This is a genomic window from Enterobacter sp. HK-058-C-ECC, from assembly GCF_047531125.1.
Lineage (GTDB): Bacteria > Pseudomonadota > Gammaproteobacteria > Enterobacterales > Enterobacteriaceae > Enterobacter > Enterobacter quasiroggenkampii.
The window spans coordinates 73,120-95,020 of the sequence record NZ_JBLKCH010000003.1; the positions used below are offsets into that span (position 1 = coordinate 73,120).

Consider the following 21,901-nt stretch of genomic DNA (forward strand, 5'->3'; position numbering starts at 1 on the left):
ATCAATAATAATATTAATCAAGGGTAGCGTTTCATGAAGAAGGTCATCTGCGCGTTAGGCCTGGCGGTTGCGTCGGTCAGTTCTGCTCTGGCAACCACATATCCTCTGACCATTGAAAACTGTGGCTATAAAGAGACATTCACCAAAGCGCCAGAACGCGTCGTGGCCCTGGGTCAGAATACCGTCGAAATTTTGCTCTTGCTGGGGCTGGAAGATAAGGTGAAGGCCAGCGCCTTCTGGCCGACGAAAGTGTTGCCGCAGCTAGCGGAACAGAACGCAAAAATCAAAACCCTGACGGTTGAAATCCCTACCCTTGAATCCGTGCTTGCGCAAAATCCCGACTTTGTCCCCGCCCAAACGCCGCTGTTGCTGGGGCCGGAAAGCAAGGTCGCAAAACGCGACGATCTGATGACCCTGGGCGTGAACAGCTACGTGTCACCGGGCATGTGCGCGACCAAAAAAGCCACGGGCGATATGTACGGCAGCCGCCAGAAACTGTGGGATATGACGTATCTCTATCAGGAGATTGGGGATTTCGCCAAAATCTTTAACGTTGAAGACCGCGGTCAGGCCGTGATTGCCGATTTCAAAAAACGTGAGGCCGACTTGCGTAAGGAATTCGGCAAGAACAAAAAAGACCTCTCGTTTGTCTTCTGGTTCTCCAGCTCATCCCCCTCTGCGGACGCCTACGTAGGCGGTAAAAATAGCCCCTCCGGGTTTATTGCGAGCCTGATGGGCGGGCATAACGCCATCACCTCCGAAACCGAATGGCCAACCGTGGGTTGGGAGAGCATTATTGCCGCCAATCCGGATGTGATTGTGGTCTCCAGCCTGGACCGCAACCGCTGGGCGCTGGATAACGCGGAAGAAAAAATCAAATTCCTGAAGAGCGATCCGGCCGTCAGCCAGCTGGACGCCGTGAAAAAAGGCCACATCGTGGTGATGGACGGTCAGGCCATGAACCCGACGATTCGCACGATTTACGGGGCTGAGCAGGTCGGCGAACAGCTCAGAAAGCTGGGGCTGAACTGATGACAATCGCCGTTCTTCAGGCCCGGCAGAGCCTGGTTCTGACGACCTCGGCTTTGCTCGCCCTGGTACTGCTATTTCTGGTGATCGCCCTGAGCGTCAGCGTCGGCGAGCTGTCCATCCCGCTGGATAACGTGTTTTACGCCATCAGCAATAAAATGGGGCTCACCGAGGTTCCGCTCACTCGCATCTATGAAAGCGTCATCTGGGACTTTCGCCTGAGCCGCGCGCTGGTGGCGGCCTGCTGCGGCGCGGGGCTGGCCATCTGCGGTGCCGTATTGCAGAGCTTGCTGAAGAACGCGCTGGCGGAACCCTACGTGCTCGGCGTGTCCGCGGGCGCGTCGACCGGGGCGGTTTCTGTTGTCGTATTGGGGATCGGCACCGGTGCGGTCTCCCTTTCTGCCGGTGCCTTCGCCGGGGCATTCGCCGCGTTTGCATTTGTCGCGTTTCTGACGAACGGCGCGCGCGGCGGGAATGAACGTACTATTCTGGCAGGCGTCGCCGCCTCGCAGCTTTTCAACGCCATTACCGCCTACACCATCAGCACCTCCGCCAGCGCCCAGCAGGCGCGCGACGTGATGTTCTGGCTGCTGGGCAGCTTCAGCGGCGTACGCTGGCCTGAATTCCAGCTGGCACTGGTCGTGGTGCTGATTGGGTTAGCCATTTGCCTCTACTATTCCCGGGCGCTGGATGCCTTTACGTTCGGTGACGACGCCGCCGCGTCGCTGGGCATTGCCGTTCCCTGGGTGCGCCTGGCGCTCTTTACCACCACCGCGCTGATTACCGCAACCATCGTCAGCATGGCGGGGTCAATCGGCTTTGTCGGGCTGGTGGTGCCGCACGTGATGCGTTTCCTGTTCGGGCCGCTGCACCGCACGCTGCTTATTGCCAGCGCGCTGGCAGGCGCGATCCTGATGGTGCTGGCAGACATTGCCTCACGCATGCTGATAGCACCGCAAAGCCTGCCTGTCGGCGTGGTCACCGCGCTGGTTGGCGTCCCCTTCTTTGCCGTGATTATCTACCGTTCAAGGAATAAGTGATGAGCATCTGTGCGGAAAATATTACCTGGAAGGTCGGCAAAAAAGTCATCGTTAATGACGTCTCGCTGAAGGTGTCACGGGGCGAAACGGTAGGACTGCTTGGCCCTAACGGCTGCGGTAAATCGTCTCTTTTACGTATCCTCGCGGGGCTGCGTCGCCCGGATGCTGGCTGCGTCACCCTGGACGGACAGGACATTACCCGCATCGCCAAAAAACAGCTTGCCCGCCGGGTCGCCTTCGTGGAACAGCACGGCATGACTGACGCCAATATGCGCGTGCGCGACGTGGTGAAACTTGGACGTATTCCGCACCACTCCGCCTTTTCCAACTGGAGCACGCACGATGACGAGACCGTCACCGCCGCTCTGCAGCGCGTGGATATGCTGGATAAAAGCGACCAGGGCTGGCTGAGCCTCTCCGGCGGTGAACGTCAGCGCGTCCACATTGCCCGCGCGCTGGCCCAGACCCCGACGGAAATCCTGCTGGATGAACCGACCAACCACCTGGACATTCATCATCAGATGCAGCTGATGCAGTTAATCAGCGAATTACCGGTCACCAGCATTGTCGCCATCCACGATCTCAACCACGCCTCGATGTTCTGCGACTCGCTGATTGTGATGCAGAATGGGCAAATTGTGGCGACGGGAACACCGCAGGACATCCTGTCCGAGTCGCTGCTCTGGGACGTCTTCCGGGTCAAAACCAAAATTGAGATCTCACCGTTCCATGGCAAAAAACACATTCACTTTATCGTTTAGGGGCGAGTGAACAACGATGCCCCTTCGCCCTGCCACCACGCTCTGGCCGCCCGTCTTACTGGGTAGCCAGTTTGTTTTTAACATCGGCTTTTACGCCGTTGTTCCCTTCCTGGCGATATTCCTGCGCGACGACATGCTGCTCTCCGGCGGGCTGATCGGGCTGATCCTCGGCCTGCGCACCTTCTCTCAGCAGGGGATGTTTATCGTCGGCGGCGCGCTCTCGGACAGGTTTGGCGCGAAAGTCGTTATCCTGAGCGGCTGTATTGTTCGCGTTGCGGGGTATCTGCTGCTGGCGTTCGGAGGATCGCTGTGGCCGATTATTCTGGGCGCGTGTCTGACAGGCGTGGGCGGCGCGCTGTTTTCTCCGTCGATTGAAGCATTGCTGGCGAAAGCGGGCACGCACAGCGAGGCGAAAGGTAAACGAAGCCGGGCGGAGTGGTTCGCGCTCTTTGCGGTCTGCGGGGAACTCGGTGCGGTACTGGGCCCGGTTACCGGCGCCCTGCTCACCGGCCTGGGCTTTCGCCAGGTGGCGCTGGCGGGCGCAGGGGTCTTTATCGTTGCGCTGGTGGTGCTCTACTTTTGCCTGCCCGCGTCACGCCACGCCTCGCGGACGCTGAAGCTCGTTCCCTGGTGGACGACGTTCCGCCAGCCGCGCTTTGTCGCCTTTATCATTGCCTATAGCTCGTGGCTTTTGAGCTATAACCAGCTCTATCTGGCGCTGCCGGTAGAGATCCAGCGTTCCGGCGGAAACGAGAAAGATCTCGGCCCGCTTTTTATGCTGGCCTCCATTCTGATCATCACTTTACAACTGCCGCTGGCGCGTTTCGCCCGGCGCGTGGGCGCGGTGAGGATCCTGCCGATGGGCTTTTTGCTGCTCTCCGCCGCCTTTGCAAGCGTGGCAATGTTTGCATCGACGGCACCGCCAGAGGGCTGGCTGCGCCTGCTGCCGTCGGTCTGTTTCGTGACGCTGTTGACGCTGGGGCAGATGCTGCTGGTACCCTCGGCAAAGGATCTGATCCCAAGGTTTGCCGAAGAGTCCACGCTGGGGGCGCACTATGGCGCACTCGCCACCGCTGGCGGAGTCGCGGTCCTGACGGGGAATTTGCTGTTTGGCAGTCTGTTGGATCGCGCCCTGGTGCCCTCCACGCAGGCGATGCTCCCCTGGCTGCTGCTGGCCCTCTTCCCGCTCTGCAGCGCGCTGGCCATGAACGTGATTTGCCGCCCGCTCAGAAGCTGAACCGATCACTTTTTCGGACGATACTTTTCCGGCAGTTCCGGTACGGGACGACGATCATCCATCAGATGACGGACGGTCAGAATGGGGTGACGCCAGAGCATTCGCGGGCCTGCCCAGCGCATAATTTGCTTCATCTCTTCGCGTTTGGCAGGCTGGTAGCAGTGGACCGGACACTGTTTACAGGCGGGCTTTTCCTCCCCGAAAACGCATTTATCCAGGCGCTTATCGGCATAGGCATTTAGCGCCTGATAGTGCCCCTCTTCCGCAGAGGCCTGAGGACACTGCTTCTGATACAGCGCGATCATTTTCGCGATGGTCTCTTTTTCGCGTGAAATTCTTTCACCGGACATAGCGACTTACCGAACAATAAAGTGCAAAAATAATACACCTTTCAATGCAGAATTTCAGTTTTTGCATGCGGTTTTCTGAAGCCTGATTCCAGTTTTAGCCCTGCACCGCCCGACAATCACTGGTATTTTATACAGGCATCAGTAATGACTTTTATCCGTGTTATCGGGAGACCCTATGCAAGAACTTGCTATCAACAAACCCTATCGCCATTTAACAGTGGGATATTTCAGAAAGCGCCATGAAGACCGCAATACCAAGATACCGAAGCGCTACAGCGTGCATGCGGCGCTGAGCTTAAAAGGAGACTGGCTTGAACAGGCAGGGTTTACCACCCACTCCCGGGTTCGCGTGGACGTTGAGCATGGAAAAATAGTCATTGAGTTAATGTCGGAAGATGCCTCGTAAAGCGACGACATTTTTCTGCGCCGTACCTTTTTTTCATGCGACAATAGAAGGAACAAACGGCCACTGAGCCGCTCAAAACGGTTTATATTCAAAGAAATGGACATCATAACTCCATGAGCACACTCGACAATTTCGACGCACATACGCCGATGATGCAGCAGTATCTGAAGCTGAAGGCACAGCATCCGGAAATCCTGCTGTTTTACCGTATGGGCGATTTTTACGAGCTGTTTTATGATGATGCTAAGCGTGCATCGCAGCTGCTCGACATCTCGCTGACCAAACGTGGCGCATCGGCAGGTGAGCCCATCCCGATGGCAGGCATTCCGCACCACGCGGTAGAAAACTACCTGGCGAAACTGGTGAATCAGGGTGAATCTGTCGCCATCTGCGAACAGATCGGCGACCCCGCGACCTCAAAAGGTCCGGTGGAACGCAAAGTCGTGCGCATCGTCACGCCAGGTACCATCAGTGATGAAGCCCTGCTTCAGGAGCGCCAGGATAACCTGCTGGCCGCGCTCTGGCAGGACGGCAAAGGGTTTGGCTACGCGACGCTGGACATCAGCTCCGGGCGTTTTCGTCTGAGTGAACCGGCCGATCGTGAAACGATGGCAGCCGAACTGCAGCGCACCAACCCGGCAGAATTGCTCTACGCCGAAGATTTCGCCGAAATGGCGCTGATTGAAGGTCGTCGCGGGTTGCGCCGCCGTCCGCTGTGGGAATTCGAAATTGATACAGCGCGCCAGCAGCTGAATCTGCAGTTTGGCACCCGCGATCTGATTGGCTTTGGCGTTGAAAATGCCCCGCGCGGTCTGTGCGCGGCAGGTTGCCTCCTGCAGTACGTGAAAGATACCCAGCGCACTGCCCTGCCGCACATTCGCTCTATCACCATGGAGCGCCAGCAGGACAGCATCATCATGGATGCCGCCACGCGCCGTAACCTGGAGATCACGCAGAACCTGGCGGGTGGCGTAGAAAATACGCTTGCGTCGGTCCTGGACAGTACGGTCACGCCAATGGGCAGCCGTATGCTGAAACGCTGGCTGCATATGCCGATTCGCGATACCGCAACGCTGGTTTGCCGTCAGCAGACGATTGCCGCCCTGCAGGATCGGTATACCGAGCTGCAGCCTGTCCTGCGCCAGGTGGGGGATCTGGAACGTATCCTGGCCCGTCTGGCGCTGCGCACGGCGCGACCGCGCGACCTCGCGCGGATGCGTCATGCTTTCCAGCAGTTACCGGAACTCCGTGCGCAGCTGAGCGACGTTGACAGCGCGCCGGTACAGAAACTCCGCGAAACCATGGGTGAATTTACCGAACTCCGCGAGCTGCTTGAACGCGCCATTATTGATGCGCCTCCGGTTCTCGTGCGTGATGGTGGCGTGATTGCCCCGGGCTACAACGAGGAGCTGGACGAATGGCGCGCGCTGGCCGACGGCGCGACAGACTACCTTGATAAGCTGGAGATCCGCGAGCGCGAGCGTCTTGGGCTCGACACCCTGAAAGTGGGTTATAACGCGGTTCATGGTTACTACATTCAAATCAGCCGCGGGCAGAGCCACCTGGCGCCGATTCACTACGTGCGCCGCCAGACGTTGAAAAACGCTGAACGCTATATCATTCCCGAGCTGAAAGAGTACGAAGACAAAGTCCTCACCTCGAAAGGGAAAGCGCTGGCGCTGGAAAAACAGCTCTATGAAGAGCTGTTCGACATGCTGATGCCGCACCTGGCCGACCTGCAGCTGAGCGCCAGCGCGCTGGCGGAACTGGACGTGCTGGTGAACCTGGCAGAGCGCGCGGAAACGCTGAACTACACCTGCCCGACCTTTACCGACAAGCCAGGCATTCGTATTACCGAAGGCCGTCATCCGGTGGTCGAGCAGGTACTGAACGAACCGTTCATCGCCAACCCGCTGAGCCTGTCGCCGCAGCGAAGAATGCTGATCATTACCGGTCCGAACATGGGCGGTAAGAGTACCTATATGCGTCAGACGGCGCTGATTGCCCTGCTTGCCTATATCGGCAGCTACGTTCCGGCGCAAAACGTGGAGATTGGCCCCATCGACCGTATCTTTACCCGTGTTGGAGCTGCGGACGATCTGGCGAGCGGTCGCTCAACCTTCATGGTCGAAATGACTGAAACGGCTAACATTCTGCATAACGCGACGGAGCACAGCCTGGTGCTGATGGACGAAGTCGGACGCGGAACATCAACCTATGACGGTTTGTCGCTGGCATGGGCCTGCGCGGAAAGCCTCGCGAATAAAATCAAGGCCATGACTCTGTTCGCCACCCACTACTTCGAGCTGACGCAGCTGCCGGAGAAAATGGAAGGGGTGGCTAACGTCCACCTTGATGCGCTGGAGCACGGCGACACCATCGCCTTCATGCACACGGTGCAGGATGGCGCGGCAAGCAAGAGCTATGGTCTGGCCGTTGCGGCGCTGGCTGGTGTACCGAAAGAGGTGATCAAGCGCGCGCGTCAGAAACTGCGTGAACTGGAAAGCCTGTCACCGAATGCGGCAGCGACGCAGATTGACGGTACGCAGATGTCGCTGCTGGTACCGGCGGAAGAGACATCGCCTGCCGTGGAAGCGCTGGAAAACCTCGATCCGGATTCACTGACGCCGCGTCAGGCGCTGGAGTGGATTTATCGTTTGAAGAGTCTGGTTTAGTTTTCTGCGATCTTTGCCCGGTGGCGCTGCGCTTACCGGGCCAACGGTTTTTGTAGGCCGGGTAAGGCGAAGCCGCCACCCGGCAAAAAAGACCGCACGATGTTATCACCCGGTAAGCGCAGCGCCACCGGGCTTTTTTTACAGCAGCGGCGGGATTGTCGGTACCTGCGGCGCCTCATCGATATCCTTCTGCGTCATGCGGAACGCTTCCGGGTAATGTTCGCGGCTGGTACGACGCAACGGTTCGGTATCGCGCCAGGTATACAGACAATGCTGGCACTGATAAACGGTCCAGACCCCTTTCACCGGTGACCTCGCCATCACTTCAATATGCTCATCGGCACAACGTGGACAAATCATCTTTTCCTCCTTATTGGCGTGCAGCCAGCATCGCGGTCAGTTTTTCAGCCCAGGCTTTGGTTTCGGGGAGATCCTGTACCGGCTGGCTATAGTGGCCCCGGGTATCCGGTGCGACAGGCGTGGTCGCATCAATAATCAGTTTGTCGGTAATACCCGCCGGGCTGGATCCGGGATCCAGTTCCAGCACCGACATATTCGGCAACTGCACCAGATCGCCAGCCGGGTTGACCTTCGATGACAGCGCCCACATCACCTGCGGGAGGTTGAACGGGTCGACATCCTCATCTACCATGATCACCATCTTCACGTAGCCCAGGCCGTGCGGCGTGGTCATGGCGCGCAAGCCGACCGCGCGGGCAAAACCGCCGTAACGCTTTTTGGTGGAGATAATCGCCAGCAGGCCGTGGGTGTACATCGCGTTCACCGCCTGCACTTCCGGGAACTCCGCTTTCAGCTGCTGGTAGAGCGGCACGCAGGTGGCTGGCCCCATCAGATAATCAATCTCGGTCCACGGCATACCGAGATAAAGGGATTCGAAAATCGGTTTGGTGCGGTAAGAAACTTTGTCGATACGCACAACCGTCATGTTACGGCCACCGGAGTAGTGCCCGGTAAACTCGCCAAACGGACCTTCAATTTCGCGCTTGCGGCCTTCAATCACCCCTTCCAGGATCACTTCAGAACCCCACGGTACGTCGAAGCCGGTCAGCGGCGCGGTGGCAATCGGATATGGGCTTTCACGCAGCGCGCCGGCCATTTCATACTCTGACTGATCGTATTTCAGCGGCGTCGCGCCCATGAGGGTAATGATCGGATCGTTGCCGAGGGTAATAGCAATCGGCAGGTCTTCGCCGCGCTCTTCGGCTTTGTGCAGATGCAGAGCGATATCGTGCATCGGTACCGGCTGCAGGCCGAGCTTGCGCTTGCCCTTCACTTCCATGCGATAGATGCCGACGTTCTGCTTGCCGAAGTTATCCGGGTCGAGCGGATCGCGCGAGACGACGCACGCTTTATCGAGATAGAAACCCCCGTCGCCGTCGTTCAGACGGAACAGCGGCAGAATATCGAACAGGTTAATGTCTTCACCGTCCACCGTATTCTGCGCCCAGGCCGGATTGGCGCGGCGCTCTGGCGCAATCGGGAATTTATCCCAGCGGCGAATAAACTCGTCGATCTGCTTTTTCACCGGCGTGTTCGCAGGCAGCCCCATCGAGATGGCATGGTTCTGCCAGGAGCCGATGGTGTTCATCACCACGCGGGCATCGGTAAACCCGCGAATGTTGTCGAACCACAGCGCGGGCGCGCCGTCACCGATGCGGCCGGTCGCGTTGGCTGCCGCCGCCAGGTCCGGCTCGGCGTTTACCTCTTCCTCAATTTTCAGCAGTTGCCCTTGCTCATCGAGCGCCTGCAGGAAGCTTCTCAAATCATCAAATGCCATCTTTATTCTCCTGTGAAAAATGTTTCGCCTCCCGCAACCCGTTCCAGCGGCGCGCCTTTTTATGCTCCAGACCAAACTGGTCAAGCACGCGGGTCACAATATGCTGGGTAATGTCATCGGCGGTTTGCGGGTGGTTGTAATACGCAGGCATAGGCGGCACCATCGCCACACCCATGCGGGAGAGCGCAAGCATATTCTCCAGATGAATGGTGCTGAGCGGCGTTTCACGGGGCACCAGCACCAGCTTGCGCCCCTCTTTCAGCACCACATCCGCCGCACGGCCCACCAGCCCTTCGGCATAGCCCGCGCGGATCCCGGCCAGCGTTTTCATGCTGCAGGGAATGACGATCATGCCGTCGGTACGAAATGAACCGGAGGAGATGGTGGCGGCCTGGTCAGCCGGGCTGTGGACGACGTCAGCCAGCGCAGCAACGTCCTGCGCGGTGTAAGGGGTTTCCAGTTCAATGGTGGTTTTTGCCCACTTCGACATCACCAGATGCGTCTCTACTTCCGGCATTTCCCGCAGCGCCTGCAGCAGCGCCACGCCCAGCGGAGCACCCGTTGCTCCCGTCATTCCCACGATTAATCTCATTCAGCACCTCAATCAATTTGTTCGTACACGAACATTATGAGTAAACTACTCCCGGATCGATTTCCTGACAAGATTGTTCGCATACGATCACACGAATTGCTAAAAAATGCCGCGTTAAAATCCAGAGCAAGAGCGGCTATCATAGAGGGAGATTTTTCCCGTCGGAGTGTTCATGGAACTAAGACAAGAGGCGTTCCACCTGTTACGTCAGCTTTTTCAACAGCATACCGCCCAGTGGCAACATGCATTACCGGAGCTGACCAAGCCGCAGTATGCGGTGATGCGCTCCATTGCCGAGCATCCAGGCATCGAACAGGTGGCATTGACTGAAGTCGCGGTCAGCACGAAAGCGACTCTGGCGGAAATGCTCAGCCGCATGGAGGCGCGCGGGCTGGTCAAACGCGAGCACGACCCTGCGGATAAGCGCCGTCGCTTTGTCTTCCTCACGCCAGAAGGTGAGGCCCTGCTTGCAGACTGTAAGCCGGTAGGCAATGAGGTTGATGAGGCCTTTTTAGGCCGTCTAAACAAGGCCGAGCGGGAGCAGTTCTCGGCTCTCATCAAAAAGATGATGCACGATTAATTCACGCTGGTGCGCATAAAATCGATAAAGGTGCGCACTTTCGCTGACACATGCCGGGCATCAGGATAGACCGCATAGATGCCCTGCCGCGCAAAGGTATACCCCGGTAAAACCGTCACCAGCGTTCCCGCATCAAGCGCATCGCGCACCAGCCATTCCGGCAGTAACGCCACGCCACCGCCTGCGAGCGCAAAAGCCATAAGCGCCTGAGCGCTGTCGGCAAACAAACGCGGCGCCTTTTTTATCTCCAGCACGTCAGGCGCACCGCGGGCATCTTTCACCTGCCAGCGCAGCGGCGAGGCTAAGCGTTCGTGGATGATCCAGTCGGCTTGCGACAGCTGCGCAAGCGAGTCGATCGGGTTTCTCACAAGCCACTCGGGTGTTGCGACGGGGAGAATAGAAAAGTGAGAAATCAGTGCGGCGTGGTTGCGTGAATCGACAAGCGTGCCAAGTCGGATGGCCACGTCAAAACGCTCCGAGATAAGATCAGCATGCAGTGACGACGAAGCATGTCGTACGCGAAGATCCGGGTGCTGCTGGCTAAATCTGGCCAGCAGCGGCACCACGACCCGGGCGCCATATTCAGGCGTGGTCGTGATCCGCAGTTCGCCGGTGAGCCCCGCATGGTTCGCGCGGACATCATCCTGCAGCCGTTCGGCGTCCTTCAGAAGCGCCACGCTGCGCTGATGAAACAGCGCGCCCGCCTCGGTTAACGTCAGTCTACGCGTGGAGCGCAGCAGCAGCGTAACGCCCAGCTCATCTTCAAGCTGGCGAATATTGAAGCTGACGACCGCTTTTGTCAGCCCCATCGCCTCGGCAGCAGCCGTAAAACTGCCGGTGTCAGCCACTGCGATAAACATCTGCGTCCGCTGTAGGTTAATCATCATCACGCCCGATACTGTCAAAATATTTTTGACAGTATATCGCGCTTTGTCAGGTTTATCCGTGATTCCCGAGCCGATACGATACGCCACCTCACCGGAGGATCCACCATGACATATCGCAGCAAAATTGCCGTTGTCTATCTGCTGGGCTTTTTTCTTGATTTGATCAACATGTTTATTGCCAGCGTCGCCTTTCCGGCAATGGCTCACGCCTTTACTGCCACGCCTTCTGCGCTTGCCTGGGTCAGTAACGGGTATATTGCCGGTCTGACGCTGGTGATCCCGTTCAGCAGCGTGCTCACGCGCCGCATCGGGCCAAAGCGCGTCATCCTGCTTTCGCTTTTTCTGTTCAGTGCCGCCTCTGCTGCGGCAGGCACGTCGGCAACGCTTGAGAGTCTGATCGCCTGGCGAGTGCTTCAGGGCGCAGGAGGAGGCTTACTGATCCCGGTCGGACAGGCGCTGACCTGGCAACAGTTCAGGCCGCACGAGCGGGCCCGACTCTCCTCAGCGGTGATGCTGGTTGCGTTGCTTGCCCCGGCCTGCTCCCCGGCTGTCGGCGGCATGCTGGTGCAGACGCTGGGCTGGCGATGGATCTTTTTCGCCACGCTCCCGCTGGCTATCGTGACCTTTATTCTGGCCTGTCTGTGGCTTAAACACGAAAAACCCACGATGAACGCGGCCAGACTGCTAAACCTGACCTTGCTCGCGGACCCGCTTTTGCGTTTTTCCATGCTTGTCTATTTATGCGTCCCCGGCATATTTATTGGGGTGAACGTCACGGGCATGTTTTATCTTCAGCACGAGGCGAACATGAGCCCAGCCGCAACGGGAATGCTCATGCTGCCGTGGTCTGTGGCATCGTTTCTCGCCATCACGGCGACGGGACGTTATTTTAACCGTATCGGCCCCCGGCCGCTGATCGTCATCGGCTGCCTGTTGCAGGCGGCGGGTATTCTGCTTTTGATTGACGTCAGCTCGTCAACACTGTTGCCTGCCGTCGCGTTTACCCTGATGGGCGCGGGAGGAAGCCTGTGCAGCAGTACGGCTCAGAGCAGCGCGTTTCTGACAATGCGCCGGGACGAGATGCCGGATGCCAGCGCGCTGTGGAATCTCAATCGTCAGCTGAGCTTTTTTGCCGGTGCCCTGCTGCTTGCGCAGGTGCTGAACCTGGCGCAGGCGTGGCTGACACCTCACGCCGCCTGGCACGGGATGTTTATTTTTGCTGCAGGCATGACCTTGCTGCCTGTACTGTACGTTTTTCGTCTTAACAATACGCAGGTGCTAAACCCGCTGCGACAGGAGAATACATGACGCCTTTCGAACACGACATTATCGACCTCCACATTGCGCTTGAAGACTGGTTAGGCAAAGGTGATGGCGATCCGGATGCCCTGCTCGCCCGTTTCCGTCCCGATTTTCTGATGATCCCGCCGGGCGGTGTGCAGATCGACTATCGCGGCCTGGCCAGTTTTCTGGAAAAACAGCGCGGAAGCCGTCCCGGGCTGAAAATTGTCATTGACGAATTAACCACGATCCAAAGCGGCGAACGGGGTGCTGTGCTTCACTACCGGGAGACGCAAACCCGGCCAGACCTGCCCGTCAACGTGCGCTGGTCGACCGCGGTGCTCAGTCATGAAGGCGACAAAATAACATGGCGTCTGCTGCACGAGACGGCGGCACAGCCGTAACACAAAAGAAAAAGGCCCGTCTCACGACGGGCCTTTTTTGACGAAAGGTTGCTTATTCGCGGAACAGCGCTTCGATATTCAGACCTTGCCCCTGCAGGATTTCACGCAGGCGGCGCAGACCTTCAACCTGAATCTGACGAACACGTTCACGGGTCAGGCCAATTTCGCGGCCGACGTCTTCCAGTGTCGCAGCTTCATACCCCAGTAAACCGAAACGACGTGCCAGCACTTCACGCTGTTTGGCGTTCAGTTCGAACAGCCATTTGACGATGCTCTGTTTCATGTCATCGTCCTGCGTGGTGTCTTCCGGACCGTTATCTTTTTCATCGGCCAGGATGTCCAGCAGCGCTTTTTCGGAGTCGCCACCCAGCGGGGTGTCAACGGAGGTAATGCGCTCGTTGAGACGCAGCATACGGCTTACGTCATCAACCGGTTTATCGAGTTGTTCGGCAATTTCTTCTGCGCTTGGCTCGTGGTCCAGCTTATGGGACAACTCGCGTGCGGTGCGCAGATAGACGTTCAACTCTTTGACGATATGGATCGGCAGGCGGATCGTACGGGTCTGGTTCATAATAGCCCGTTCGATGGTCTGACGAATCCACCAGGTCGCGTAGGTTGAGAAACGGAACCCGCGTTCCGGGTCAAACTTCTCAACTGCGCGGATGAGACCTAAGTTGCCCTCTTCAATCAGATCCAGCAGAGCCAGACCACGATTGCCGTAACGGCGGGCAATTTTCACGACCAGTCGCAGGTTACTTTCAATCATGCGACGACGCGAGGCGACATCACCACGCAAAGCACGACGTGCGAAATAGACTTCTTCTTCGGCCGTTAGCAGTGGGGAGTAACCAATCTCCCCAAGGTAAAGCTGAGTCGCGTCCAGTACACGCTGTGTGGCACCCTGCGATAACAGCTCTTCTTCAGCCAAATCGTTATCACTGGGTTCCTCTTCTACTAAGGCTTTTTCGTCAAAAGCCTCTACTCCGTTCTCATCAAATTCCGCGTCTTCATTTAAATCATGAACTTTCAGCGTATTCTGACTCATAAGGTGGCTCCTACCCGTGATCCCTGAACGAGACACCCTGGCTGGCATGCCCCGTCAAATTATCGCTGCGGCAAATACTGCAGCGGGTTTACGGATTTCCCCTTGTAACGAATTTCAAAATGCAAGCGTGTAGAACTGGTTCCGGTGCTACCCATGGTAGCGATTTTTTGCCCCGCCTTAACTTCTTGTTGTTCCCGGACCAGCATTGTGTCGTTATGGGCGTAGGCACTCAGGTAATCATCGTTATGTTTGATGATAATAAGATTACCGTAACCGCGCAGAGCGTTACCGGCATACACAACGCGTCCATCTGCGGTCGCGATGATAGCCTGTCCTTTACTCCCTGCGATATCGATCCCTTTATTTCCCCCTTCGGAGGAAGAGAAGTTCTCGATAACCTTGCCATCAGTCGGCCAGCGCCATGCAGAAATCGGCGAACTGGAGGTCATACTGCTGGCAGTCGGTTCAGTAGAGCTAACCACAGGAGCCGTAACCGGTGCTGTGACAGCAGTCGCAGTCCCTTTATTATTCGGCAACATTTTGTTAGCAGTCTGATCACCTGAATCCTCAGAATACGTAATTACAGGTTGTGAAGCAACCACCGTGGTGGATTTTTGTGCAGGCTTAACGCTGTTATTTTGAGCCGTCACATCGGCCGCTGAAACCGTGTTGCCAGGCGTAAGCGGCGTACCCGTCGCGTTGCCCACCTGGAGCGTTTGCCCGACTTCCAGACCGTATGGGGCCTGGACGTTGTTGCGCTGCGCGAGGTCACGGAAATCGTTCCCGGTGATCCACGCAATGTAGAACAGCGTATCGCCGCGTTTCACGGTATAGGTGCTGCCACCGGTGTAGCTACCTTTCGGAATGTTCCCATACTGGCGGTTATAGACTATGCGGCCATTTTGGGTCTGAACAGGCTGTTCAACTGGCTGAACCTGCATTGGCTGTGTAACAGGATGTTGCACAGGCTGAATTTGTGGTGTTTGCTGCGGCGCAGCAGTTCCCATTTTAGGTGGCGGCGTGATTAACATTCCGCTGGACGTGTTACCGGAGCCGCTGTTTCCGCCGACGGAACTGACGGGCGCAGGCGCGTTGTTAGAACTTGTACAGCCTGCCAGCCAGAGCGAAACCAGTGATAATGCCGCAACACGGCTGATGGTGAATTTAGGGCTTCCCGCGCTCATTTATCCCCCAGGAATGTGTTAACTACCAGTGACTTAAAATTTACCGTGATGGCACGAATCTTTCGCGCCACACCATACGCTGAATTTGCCTTAATAACCCTGGATAATTCCGAGTCTCAGGCCAACTCCCCCTTCACCAGAGGCACAAAGCGCACGGCTTCCACGGTGTCGATAATAAACTCGCCGCCGCGCCGACGAACGCGCTTCAACAGCTGCTGCTCGTCCCCGACAGGCAGAACCAGAATGCCCCCCTCATCCAGCTGCGACAACAGGGCTGCTGGAATTTCAGGCGGGGCCGCCGTCACGATGATAGCGTCAAACGGGGCACGAGCCTTCCAACCCTGCCATCCATCACCGTGTCGTGTCGAAACATTATGTAAATCAAGTTGTTTCAGGCGACGACGCGCCTGCCACTGTAAACCTTTGATCCGCTCAACGGAGCAAACATGATGCACCAGATGCGCCAGGATCGCGGTCTGATACCCCGAACCGGTACCAATCTCCAGCACGCGGGAGTCGGGCGTCAGCTCCAGCAGCTCCGTCATGCGAGCCACCATGTAAGGCTGTGAAATCGTCTGGCCCTGCCCGATGGGCAGCGCCACGTTTTCCCACGCTTTGTGTTCAAACGCCTCGTCTACAAATTTCTCACGCGGAACCAGGGCGAGCGCTTCAAGCACGTGCTCGTCGCGGATCCCCTGCGCACGTAGTTGTTCCAGAAGAGTTTGTACACGTTTGTTTACCATTGCGCGTTCACTCCTGCGCGATCCAGCCAGCCCGACACCACATCATGCGCGCTATACGCGGTTAAATCTACGTGCAGCGGGGTAACCGAAACATAGCCTTCCTCCACGGCGGCAAAGTCGGTATCCGGACCCGCATCGCACTTATCGCCGGGAGGGCCGATCCAGTAAAGCGTGTTGCCGCGCGGATCCTGCTGCGGGATCACCTGATCGGCAGGATGTCGACTCCCGCAACGGGTGACGCGGATGCCTTTAATTTCATCAAGAGGAAGATCCGGCACGTTGATGTTGAGGATGCGTCCGGTACGCAACGGCTCACGGCCGAGCGCCCGCAGGATCGAACAGGTCACCGCGGCGGCGGTGTCGTAGTGCGTGTAGCCGTTCAACGAGACCGCCAGCGCCGGGAACCCCAGGTGACGTCCTTCCATTGCGGCCGCCACGGTGCCGGAGTAAATCACGTCATCGCCGAGGTTAGGCCCGGCGTTAATGCCGGAGACGACGATATCCGGACGCGGCCGCATCAGCGCGTTCACGCCCAGAAAAACACAGTCGGTTGGCGTGCCCATCTGTACGGCAATATCGCCATTTTCAAAGGTAAAGGTGCGAAGCGACGACTCCAGCGTCAGCGAGTTAGACGCTCCACTGCGGTTACGATCGGGTGCCACGACCTGCACATCCGCAAACTCACGGAGGTGTTTCGCCAGGGTCTGAATGCCTGGCGCGTGGATCCCGTCATCGTTACTCAGCAATATTCGCATAATCACCCGAGGTGTTGATAAGTTCCCTGACAACACTGGTGGCAAAGCTGCCTGCCGGCAGCCAGAAGCGTAACTCGACGGTCACGTCATCCCACCAGTTCCAGCTTAACTGCTGCGGATAGAGCAGCATCGCGCGGCGTGCCGCGTCGACTTTTTCCCGCACCAGCAAGGACTGCAATTCTGGCGCATCCGCCACGGCTGACTGCTCGGCGGCCAGGGCCTCCCCTTGGGTTCCCCAGTCGCCCGTGCCAGGCAACGCGGCGGTGATCAGCAGCCCTTTTGCGTCCACGCGCGACTGGACATCGGCCATCTCTTCGGCCGTTGCCACAAACCAGCTTCCGCGTCCCGCTAATTGTAGCGCATCGCCAACAACAACTTGATTCGCGTCCGGTTTTTTCAGCCTTTCGCTCACAATCTGATTAAACAACGCACTGCGGGCCGCCGACAACCAAAAACTGCGTTTATTCCTGTCCCGCACCGGCGCGTCGCTTTGCGCCCAGCGCAGTGCGCCCTGCAGGTTGCTGCCGCCAATGCCGAAACGTTGCGCGCCAAAGTAGTTCGGTACGCCGCGGTCACTGATGGCGTTCAGACGTTTTTCAACGTCTTCACGATCAGTCACTTCGCGCAGCACCAGCGTAAACGCGTTGCCTTTCAACGCCCCCAGACGCAGTTTGCGCTTGTGGCGGGCATATTCCAGTACCTTACAGCCCTCAAGCTCAAATTTGCTTAAATCAGGCATCGTATTGCCGGGAACGCGCGCGCAGAGCCACTGTTCGGTGACGGCGTGTTTATCTTTCTGCCCGGCAAAGCTCACCTCGCGGGCATGAATTTTGAGAAATTTTGCCAGCGCGTCGGCCACAAAGCGGGTATTGCAGCCATTTTTCAGAATACGCACCAGGATATGTTCGCCTTCGCCATCCGGCTCAAAGCCCAGATCCTCGACCACGAGGAAATCTTCAGGGCTGGCTTTCAGCACCCCGTTCCCCTGCGGTTTGCCGTGCAGATATGTCAGGTTGTCGAAGTCTGTCATTTGCTCGCCTTCACCAGCAGCGCCACGGCTTCACAGGCAATCCCTTCGCCACGACCGGTGAAGCCCAGCTTCTCGGTCGTCGTCGCTTTGACGTTCACGTCGTCCATATGGCAGCCCAGATCTTCTGCGATAAACACGCGCATCTGCGGAATGTGCGGCAGCATTTTCGGGGCCTGGGCGATAATCGTCACGTCGACGTTGCCAAGGGTGTAGCCTTTCGCCTGGATGCGGCGCCACGCTTCGCGCAGCAGTTCACGGCTGTCTGCCCCTTTAAACGCCGGGTCGGTGTCCGGGAACAGCTTGCCGATATCACCCAGTGCAGCCGCGCCCAACAGCGCGTCGGTCAACGCATGCAGCGCCACGTCGCCATCAGAATGCGCCAGCAGCCCTTTTTCATAAGGAATGCGCACGCCGCCAATGATAATTGGGCCTTCGCCGCCAAAGGCGTGTACATCAAAACCGTGTCCAATTCGCATTATGCCTTCTCCTGATGGGTCAAACGGGTAAGATAAAATTCCGCGAGCTGTAAATCTTCCGGACGCGTCACTTTAATATTATCAGCACGTCCTTCAACAAGCGTTGGGTGGAAACCGCAGTACTCCAGCGCAGAGGCTTCGTCCGTAATGGTCGCACCTTCGTTAAGCGCGCGCGTTAAGCAGTCGTGGAGTAATTCGCGGGGGAAAAATTGCGGCGTCAGCGCGTGCCATAGATCGACGCGATCGACGGTGTGGGCGATAGCCCGTTTGCCCGGCTCGGCACGCTTCATGGTGTCGCGCACGGGGGCGGCCAGAATGCCACCCACTTTGCTGGTTTCGCTCAACGCCAGCAGGCGAGCGAGATCGTCCTGATGCAGACACGGACGCGCCGCGTCATGCACCAGCACCCACGGCGCGTTACCGGCAGCCTGAATGCCTGCCAGCACGGAATCGGCGCGCTCGGCACCGCCATCGACAACGGTAATCTGTGGATGATTTGCCAGCGGTAGCTGCGCGAAGCGCGCATCGCCCGGGCTGATAGCGATGATCACCCGCGTCACCCGCGGGTGCGCCAGCAGCGCCGCCACGGCGTGCTCGAGGATCGTTTTATCGCCAATAGAGAGGTATTGCTTGGGACATTCTGTCTGCATGCGCCGGCCAAAACCTGCGGCCGGCACCACGGCGCATACGTCCGAAAAAGTTACTGCCATGTCGTAATCCTGGGCCTGATTATCGATTGTTTTGTGCTGAGCCCTGATTGCGTTTAGACGCATCCGGAACCAGACGATAAAAGGTTTCGCCCGGCTTAGTCATACTGAGTTCATTGCGTGCGCGTTCCTCAATCGCCTCTTGCCCGCCATTGAGGTCATCAATTTCAGCGAAGAGTTGATCGTTTCGCGCCTTAAGTTTGGCGTTTGTTGCCTGCTGAGCCGCGACGTCATCGCTCACCCGGCTATAGTCGTGCAGTCCGTTCTTACCGAACCACAGCGAATATTGCAGCCAGATTAGCAAAGCCAGCAACAGCAGCGTTAGTTTACCCATCCTGCCCCCTGAAAAACGGCATCATCATCCCAAGACTTCCCCAGAGCACTACGCCGGGGTAACAGAGATGCCGCAACATCGCGGGCAAATGTACCACATTTTTTCCGCAGAATCGTCCTGCTCAATATCGTTACACAGTTGGTTACGGTTTGAATTATGGCTGAAGTTAGCCCATGAGCCACAAAAATAACAGACCAAACATCAGAACCACCGTCACAATCGTGACCACGGTACTGTAGAGCAGCTTGCCATTGAGCAGCGAGTGCAGCGCAATGCCGACGACAACCGCCACAGGCATCAGCGCCAGAAAGAAAGGCCAGGTGTAGAGAAAGAAGAACAGCGTGTTTCCGCCGTAGATAAGAAACGGGATACCCAGCGCCAGCAACCATGAGACGAAGCCAATGATGGCCCCAGGAAATGACCAGGTCGTTTCGTCGTCGGTCGCAAGCGGCTCCGACCCGGTGGTGGTAATGTAATGTTCACTGTTGCGCATAGCTAGTCCTGTGACCGTGACTCATCGTTCGGGAAGACAGCTCCCGAACGATACCGTCTCAGGATCTGATAATATCGTCCCGTCTGAGCAGGTCTAATAATTGGCTTACTAAATTTGTTACCAATTGTTGACCCTCCAGGTGAATTTCAGGCGATTCAGGCGCTTCGTAGACCGCGTCAATTCCAGTGAAGTTGCGCAGTTCTCCGGCACGCGCTTTTTTGTACAGCCCTTTCGGGTCGCGCGCTTCGCAAACCTCCAGCGGCGTATCCACAAACACTTCAATAAAGCGATCCTGACCGACGCGTTCGCGCACCATCTGGCGCTCGGCGCGGTGGGGAGAGATAAACGCGGTCAGCACCACCAGCCCGGCGTCGGCCATCAGGCTGGCGACTTCCCCGACCCGGCGGATGTTCTCTTTGCGGTCGTCGTCGCTGAACCCTAAATCGCTACACAGGCCATGGCGCACGTTGTCGCCATCCAGCAGGTACGTGCTTACGCCCTGCTGATGCAATGCCTCTTCCAGCGCGCCCGCCACCGTCGATTTACCCGAGCCGGACAGCCCGGTAAACCACAGCACAACCCCACGGTGACCGTGGAGCTGTTCGCGCTGGGCGACGGTGACCGGATGAGGATGCCAGACGACGTTCTCATCATGCGCGGCCATTACTTGCCTCCCAGCAGATCGCGCGCGCCCCAGTGCGGGAAGTGTTTACGCACCAGCGCATTCAGTTCCAGCTCAAAGGCGCTGAATTCAGAGGCCACAGCAGCCTGTTTAATCGGTTCGCGTACCATACCGGCACCGACGGTAACGTTGGTCAGCCTGTCGATAAAGATAAGCCCGCCCGTCACCGGGTTCTGCTGATACGGATCCAGCACCAGCGGTTCGTCGAAGGTCAGATCGACCAGACCAATACCGTTCAGCGGCAGCTCGGTAACCTCGCGCTGGGTCAGATTGTTGATGTCCACCTGGAACTGAATACCGTCCACGCGGGCGCGGGTCTTCTTGCCGGCAATTTTGATGTCGTAGCTCTGGCCCGGCGTCAGCGGTTGCTCCGCCATCCACACCACGTCCACGGACGCGCCCTGCACTGCCGCCAGCGTTTCCTGCGCGTCCACCAGCAGATCGCCCCGGCTGATATCAATCTCGTCTTTCAGCACCAGCGTAACCGCTTCACCGGCGCCCGCGTCCTGCAGATCACCGTCGAAGGTGACGATACGGGCGATGGTCGATTCCACGCCGGATGGCAGCACCTTGACGCGCTGACCGACCTTCACGGAGCCTGACGCAAGGGTACCGGAGAAACCGCGGAAATCGAGGTTAGGACGGTTCACGTACTGCACCGGGAAGCGCATCGGCTGAGTGTCGACCACGCGCTGGATTTCAACCGTTTCCAGCACTTCCAGCAGCGTCGGGCCGCTGTACCACGGCATGTTCGCGCTCTGGGAGGCGACGTTATCCCCTTCCAGCGCCGAGAGCGGCACAAAGCGGATATCCAGGTTGCCCGGCAGCTGTTCGGCAAAGGTCAGATAGCTCTGGCGGATCTCCTCGAACTTCTCTTCGCTGAAGTTCACCAGATCCATCTTGTTGACCGCCACCACCAGGTGTTTGATCCCCAGCAGCGTGGAGATAAAGCTGTGGCGACGGGTCTGATCCAGCACGCCTTTACGCGCGTCGATCAGCAGGATCGCCAGGTCGCAGGTCGACGCGCCGGTCGCCATATTGCGGGTGTACTGTTCGTGCCCTGGGGTGTCGGCGATAATAAATTTGCGTTTCTCGGTAGAGAAATAGCGGTAGGCCACATCGATGGTGATGCCCTGCTCGCGCTCCGCCTGCAGGCCATCCACCAGCAGCGCCAGATCCAGCTTTTCACCCTGGGTACCGTGACGCTTACTGTCATTATGCAGGGAAGAGAGCTGATCTTCGTAAATCTGGCGCGTATCGTGCAGCAGGCGGCCAATCAGGGTACTTTTCCCGTCATCCACGCTGCCGCAGGTCAGAAAACGCAGCAGGCTTTTGTGTTGTTGCGCATGCAGATACGCTTCCACGCCACCTTCTTTGGCAATTTGTTGAGCAATAGTGGTGTTCATGGCGGC

General features: G+C 57.7%; 25 protein-coding genes. 9 read left to right on the top strand and 16 right to left on the bottom strand.

Annotated features, from left to right (window positions below; all coding sequences use genetic code 11):
• Positions 1–33: 33 nt before the first annotated feature.
• The 4 genes from ACMWJS_RS08490 to ACMWJS_RS08505 are packed head-to-tail and all read left to right on the top strand — an operon-like array spanning position 34 to position 4,067.
• Complete coding sequence (locus tag ACMWJS_RS08490) at positions 34–1,032, top strand: ABC transporter substrate-binding protein (RefSeq protein WP_334755590.1); 999 nt, start codon at positions 34–36, stop codon at positions 1,030–1,032.
• Positions 1,032–2,069, top strand: a complete 1,038-nt coding sequence (locus tag ACMWJS_RS08495) for a FecCD family ABC transporter permease (protein ID WP_045908496.1) — start codon at positions 1,032–1,034, stop codon at positions 2,067–2,069. The genes ACMWJS_RS08490 and ACMWJS_RS08495 overlap by 1 nt, the downstream gene beginning before the upstream one ends.
• Positions 2,069–2,830: an ABC transporter ATP-binding protein gene (locus ACMWJS_RS08500; protein WP_277718000.1), complete on the top strand. Its 762-nt coding sequence runs from the start codon at positions 2,069–2,071 to the stop codon at positions 2,828–2,830. Before ACMWJS_RS08495 ends, ACMWJS_RS08500 begins: the two co-directional genes overlap by 1 nt.
• Before the next feature lie 16 nt (positions 2,831–2,846).
• Positions 2,847–4,067: an MDR family MFS transporter gene (locus ACMWJS_RS08505; protein WP_414746942.1), complete on the top strand. Its 1,221-nt coding sequence runs from the start codon at positions 2,847–2,849 to the stop codon at positions 4,065–4,067.
• Positions 4,068–4,072: 5 nt separating this feature from the next.
• On the opposite strand, the gene ACMWJS_RS08510 is transcribed toward ACMWJS_RS08505, so the two are convergent.
• Positions 4,073–4,417 (bottom strand): nitrous oxide-stimulated promoter family protein, encoded by a 345-nt coding sequence (locus tag ACMWJS_RS08510; RefSeq protein ID WP_334755591.1) that lies wholly within the window; start codon positions 4,415–4,417, stop codon positions 4,073–4,075.
• Positions 4,418–4,592: 175 nt separating this feature from the next.
• On the opposite strand from ACMWJS_RS08510, the gene ACMWJS_RS08515 reads away from it, so the two are divergent.
• A complete protein-coding gene (locus ACMWJS_RS08515; RefSeq protein WP_334755592.1) occupies positions 4,593–4,823 on the top strand; it encodes a SymE family type I addiction module toxin in 231 nt (76 codons plus the stop codon).
• 113 nt (positions 4,824–4,936) lie between these two features.
• Positions 4,937–7,498 (top strand): DNA mismatch repair protein MutS, encoded by a 2,562-nt coding sequence (gene mutS, locus ACMWJS_RS08520; RefSeq protein ID WP_023616757.1) that lies wholly within the window; start codon positions 4,937–4,939, stop codon positions 7,496–7,498.
• A gap of 138 nt (positions 7,499–7,636) precedes the next feature.
• Here the strand turns inward: mutS and ACMWJS_RS08525 are convergent, their stop codons facing one another.
• From ACMWJS_RS08525 to ACMWJS_RS08535, 3 genes are read right to left on the bottom strand one after another with little or no spacing between them, the layout of a single operon-like run.
• Positions 7,637–7,858 carry a non-oxidative hydroxyarylic acid decarboxylases subunit D gene (locus ACMWJS_RS08525; protein WP_334755594.1) on the bottom strand — a complete coding sequence of 74 codons (222 nt, stop codon included), beginning with the start codon at positions 7,856–7,858 and terminating at the stop codon, positions 7,637–7,639.
• A 10-nt stretch (positions 7,859–7,868) separates the two neighbouring features.
• Complete coding sequence (locus ACMWJS_RS08530) at positions 7,869–9,296, bottom strand: non-oxidative hydroxyarylic acid decarboxylases subunit C (protein ID WP_008499594.1); 1,428 nt, start codon at positions 9,294–9,296, stop codon at positions 7,869–7,871.
• On the bottom strand, positions 9,286–9,888 hold the full coding sequence (locus ACMWJS_RS08535) for a non-oxidative hydroxyarylic acid decarboxylases subunit B (protein WP_008499595.1): 603 nt from the start codon (positions 9,886–9,888) through the stop codon (positions 9,286–9,288). Before ACMWJS_RS08535 ends, ACMWJS_RS08530 begins: the two co-directional genes overlap by 11 nt.
• Positions 9,889–10,060: 172 nt before the next feature.
• Here ACMWJS_RS08535 and ACMWJS_RS08540 point away from each other — a divergent pair, with 172 nt between their 5' ends.
• Complete coding sequence (locus tag ACMWJS_RS08540) at positions 10,061–10,468, top strand: MarR family winged helix-turn-helix transcriptional regulator (protein ID WP_023294441.1); 408 nt, start codon at positions 10,061–10,063, stop codon at positions 10,466–10,468.
• Here ACMWJS_RS08540 and ACMWJS_RS08545 read toward each other — a convergent pair.
• The gene (locus tag ACMWJS_RS08545; RefSeq protein ID WP_414747007.1) at positions 10,465–11,352 is read right to left on the bottom strand and encodes a LysR substrate-binding domain-containing protein; all 888 of its coding nucleotides are present in this window, start codon (positions 11,350–11,352) and stop codon (positions 10,465–10,467) included. The two genes, ACMWJS_RS08540 and ACMWJS_RS08545, sit on opposite strands and share 4 nt — an antisense overlap.
• A 108-nt stretch (positions 11,353–11,460) precedes the next feature.
• Between ACMWJS_RS08545 and ACMWJS_RS08550 the strand changes: the two genes are divergently transcribed.
• Positions 11,461–12,663 (top strand): MFS transporter, encoded by a 1,203-nt coding sequence (locus ACMWJS_RS08550; protein WP_262766780.1) that lies wholly within the window; start codon positions 11,461–11,463, stop codon positions 12,661–12,663.
• On the top strand, positions 12,660–13,040 hold the full coding sequence (locus tag ACMWJS_RS08555; protein ID WP_262766779.1) for a DUF4440 domain-containing protein: 381 nt from the start codon (positions 12,660–12,662) through the stop codon (positions 13,038–13,040). The genes ACMWJS_RS08550 and ACMWJS_RS08555 overlap by 4 nt, the downstream gene beginning before the upstream one ends.
• 52 nt (positions 13,041–13,092) lie before the next feature.
• Here the strand turns inward: ACMWJS_RS08555 and rpoS are convergent, their stop codons facing one another.
• The 11 genes from rpoS to cysN form a co-directional block, all read right to left on the bottom strand.
• Positions 13,093–14,085, bottom strand: a complete 993-nt coding sequence (gene rpoS / locus ACMWJS_RS08560; RefSeq protein ID WP_008499600.1) for an RNA polymerase sigma factor RpoS — start codon at positions 14,083–14,085, stop codon at positions 13,093–13,095.
• Between the two features lie 59 nt (positions 14,086–14,144).
• A complete protein-coding gene (gene nlpD / locus ACMWJS_RS08565) occupies positions 14,145–15,269 on the bottom strand; it encodes a murein hydrolase activator NlpD (RefSeq protein WP_008499601.1) in 1,125 nt (374 codons plus the stop codon).
• Positions 15,270–15,385: 116 nt separating this feature from the next.
• Complete coding sequence (locus ACMWJS_RS08570; RefSeq protein ID WP_008499604.1) at positions 15,386–16,012, bottom strand: protein-L-isoaspartate(D-aspartate) O-methyltransferase; 627 nt, start codon at positions 16,010–16,012, stop codon at positions 15,386–15,388.
• Entirely contained in the window at positions 16,006–16,767 is a 762-nt protein-coding gene (gene surE, locus ACMWJS_RS08575; RefSeq protein ID WP_021241911.1) for a 5'/3'-nucleotidase SurE, read from the bottom strand. The genes ACMWJS_RS08570 and surE overlap by 7 nt, the downstream gene beginning before the upstream one ends.
• Positions 16,748–17,797 (bottom strand): tRNA pseudouridine(13) synthase TruD, encoded by a 1,050-nt coding sequence (truD, locus tag ACMWJS_RS08580; protein ID WP_104950218.1) that lies wholly within the window; start codon positions 17,795–17,797, stop codon positions 16,748–16,750. Before truD ends, surE begins: the two co-directional genes overlap by 20 nt.
• Positions 17,794–18,273 carry a 2-C-methyl-D-erythritol 2,4-cyclodiphosphate synthase gene (gene ispF / locus ACMWJS_RS08585; protein WP_008499607.1) on the bottom strand — a complete coding sequence of 160 codons (480 nt, stop codon included), beginning with the start codon at positions 18,271–18,273 and terminating at the stop codon, positions 17,794–17,796. Before ispF ends, truD begins: the two co-directional genes overlap by 4 nt.
• Entirely contained in the window at positions 18,273–18,983 is a 711-nt protein-coding gene (gene ispD / locus ACMWJS_RS08590) for a 2-C-methyl-D-erythritol 4-phosphate cytidylyltransferase (RefSeq protein WP_048029219.1), read from the bottom strand. Before ispD ends, ispF begins: the two co-directional genes overlap by 1 nt.
• Positions 18,984–19,002: 19 nt before the next feature.
• Complete coding sequence (ftsB, locus tag ACMWJS_RS08595) at positions 19,003–19,314, bottom strand: cell division protein FtsB (RefSeq protein WP_008499609.1); 312 nt, start codon at positions 19,312–19,314, stop codon at positions 19,003–19,005.
• Between the two features lie 166 nt (positions 19,315–19,480).
• Positions 19,481–19,807, bottom strand: coding sequence for a DUF3561 family protein (locus ACMWJS_RS08600; protein WP_008499610.1), 327 nt, complete (start codon positions 19,805–19,807; stop codon positions 19,481–19,483).
• A gap of 58 nt (positions 19,808–19,865) precedes the next feature.
• Positions 19,866–20,471 (bottom strand): adenylyl-sulfate kinase, encoded by a 606-nt coding sequence (gene cysC / locus ACMWJS_RS08605; protein ID WP_021241908.1) that lies wholly within the window; start codon positions 20,469–20,471, stop codon positions 19,866–19,868.
• Entirely contained in the window at positions 20,471–21,895 is a 1,425-nt protein-coding gene (cysN, locus tag ACMWJS_RS08610; protein WP_032653189.1) for a sulfate adenylyltransferase subunit CysN, read from the bottom strand. Before cysN ends, cysC begins: the two co-directional genes overlap by 1 nt.
• Positions 21,896–21,901 lie beyond the last annotated feature (6 nt).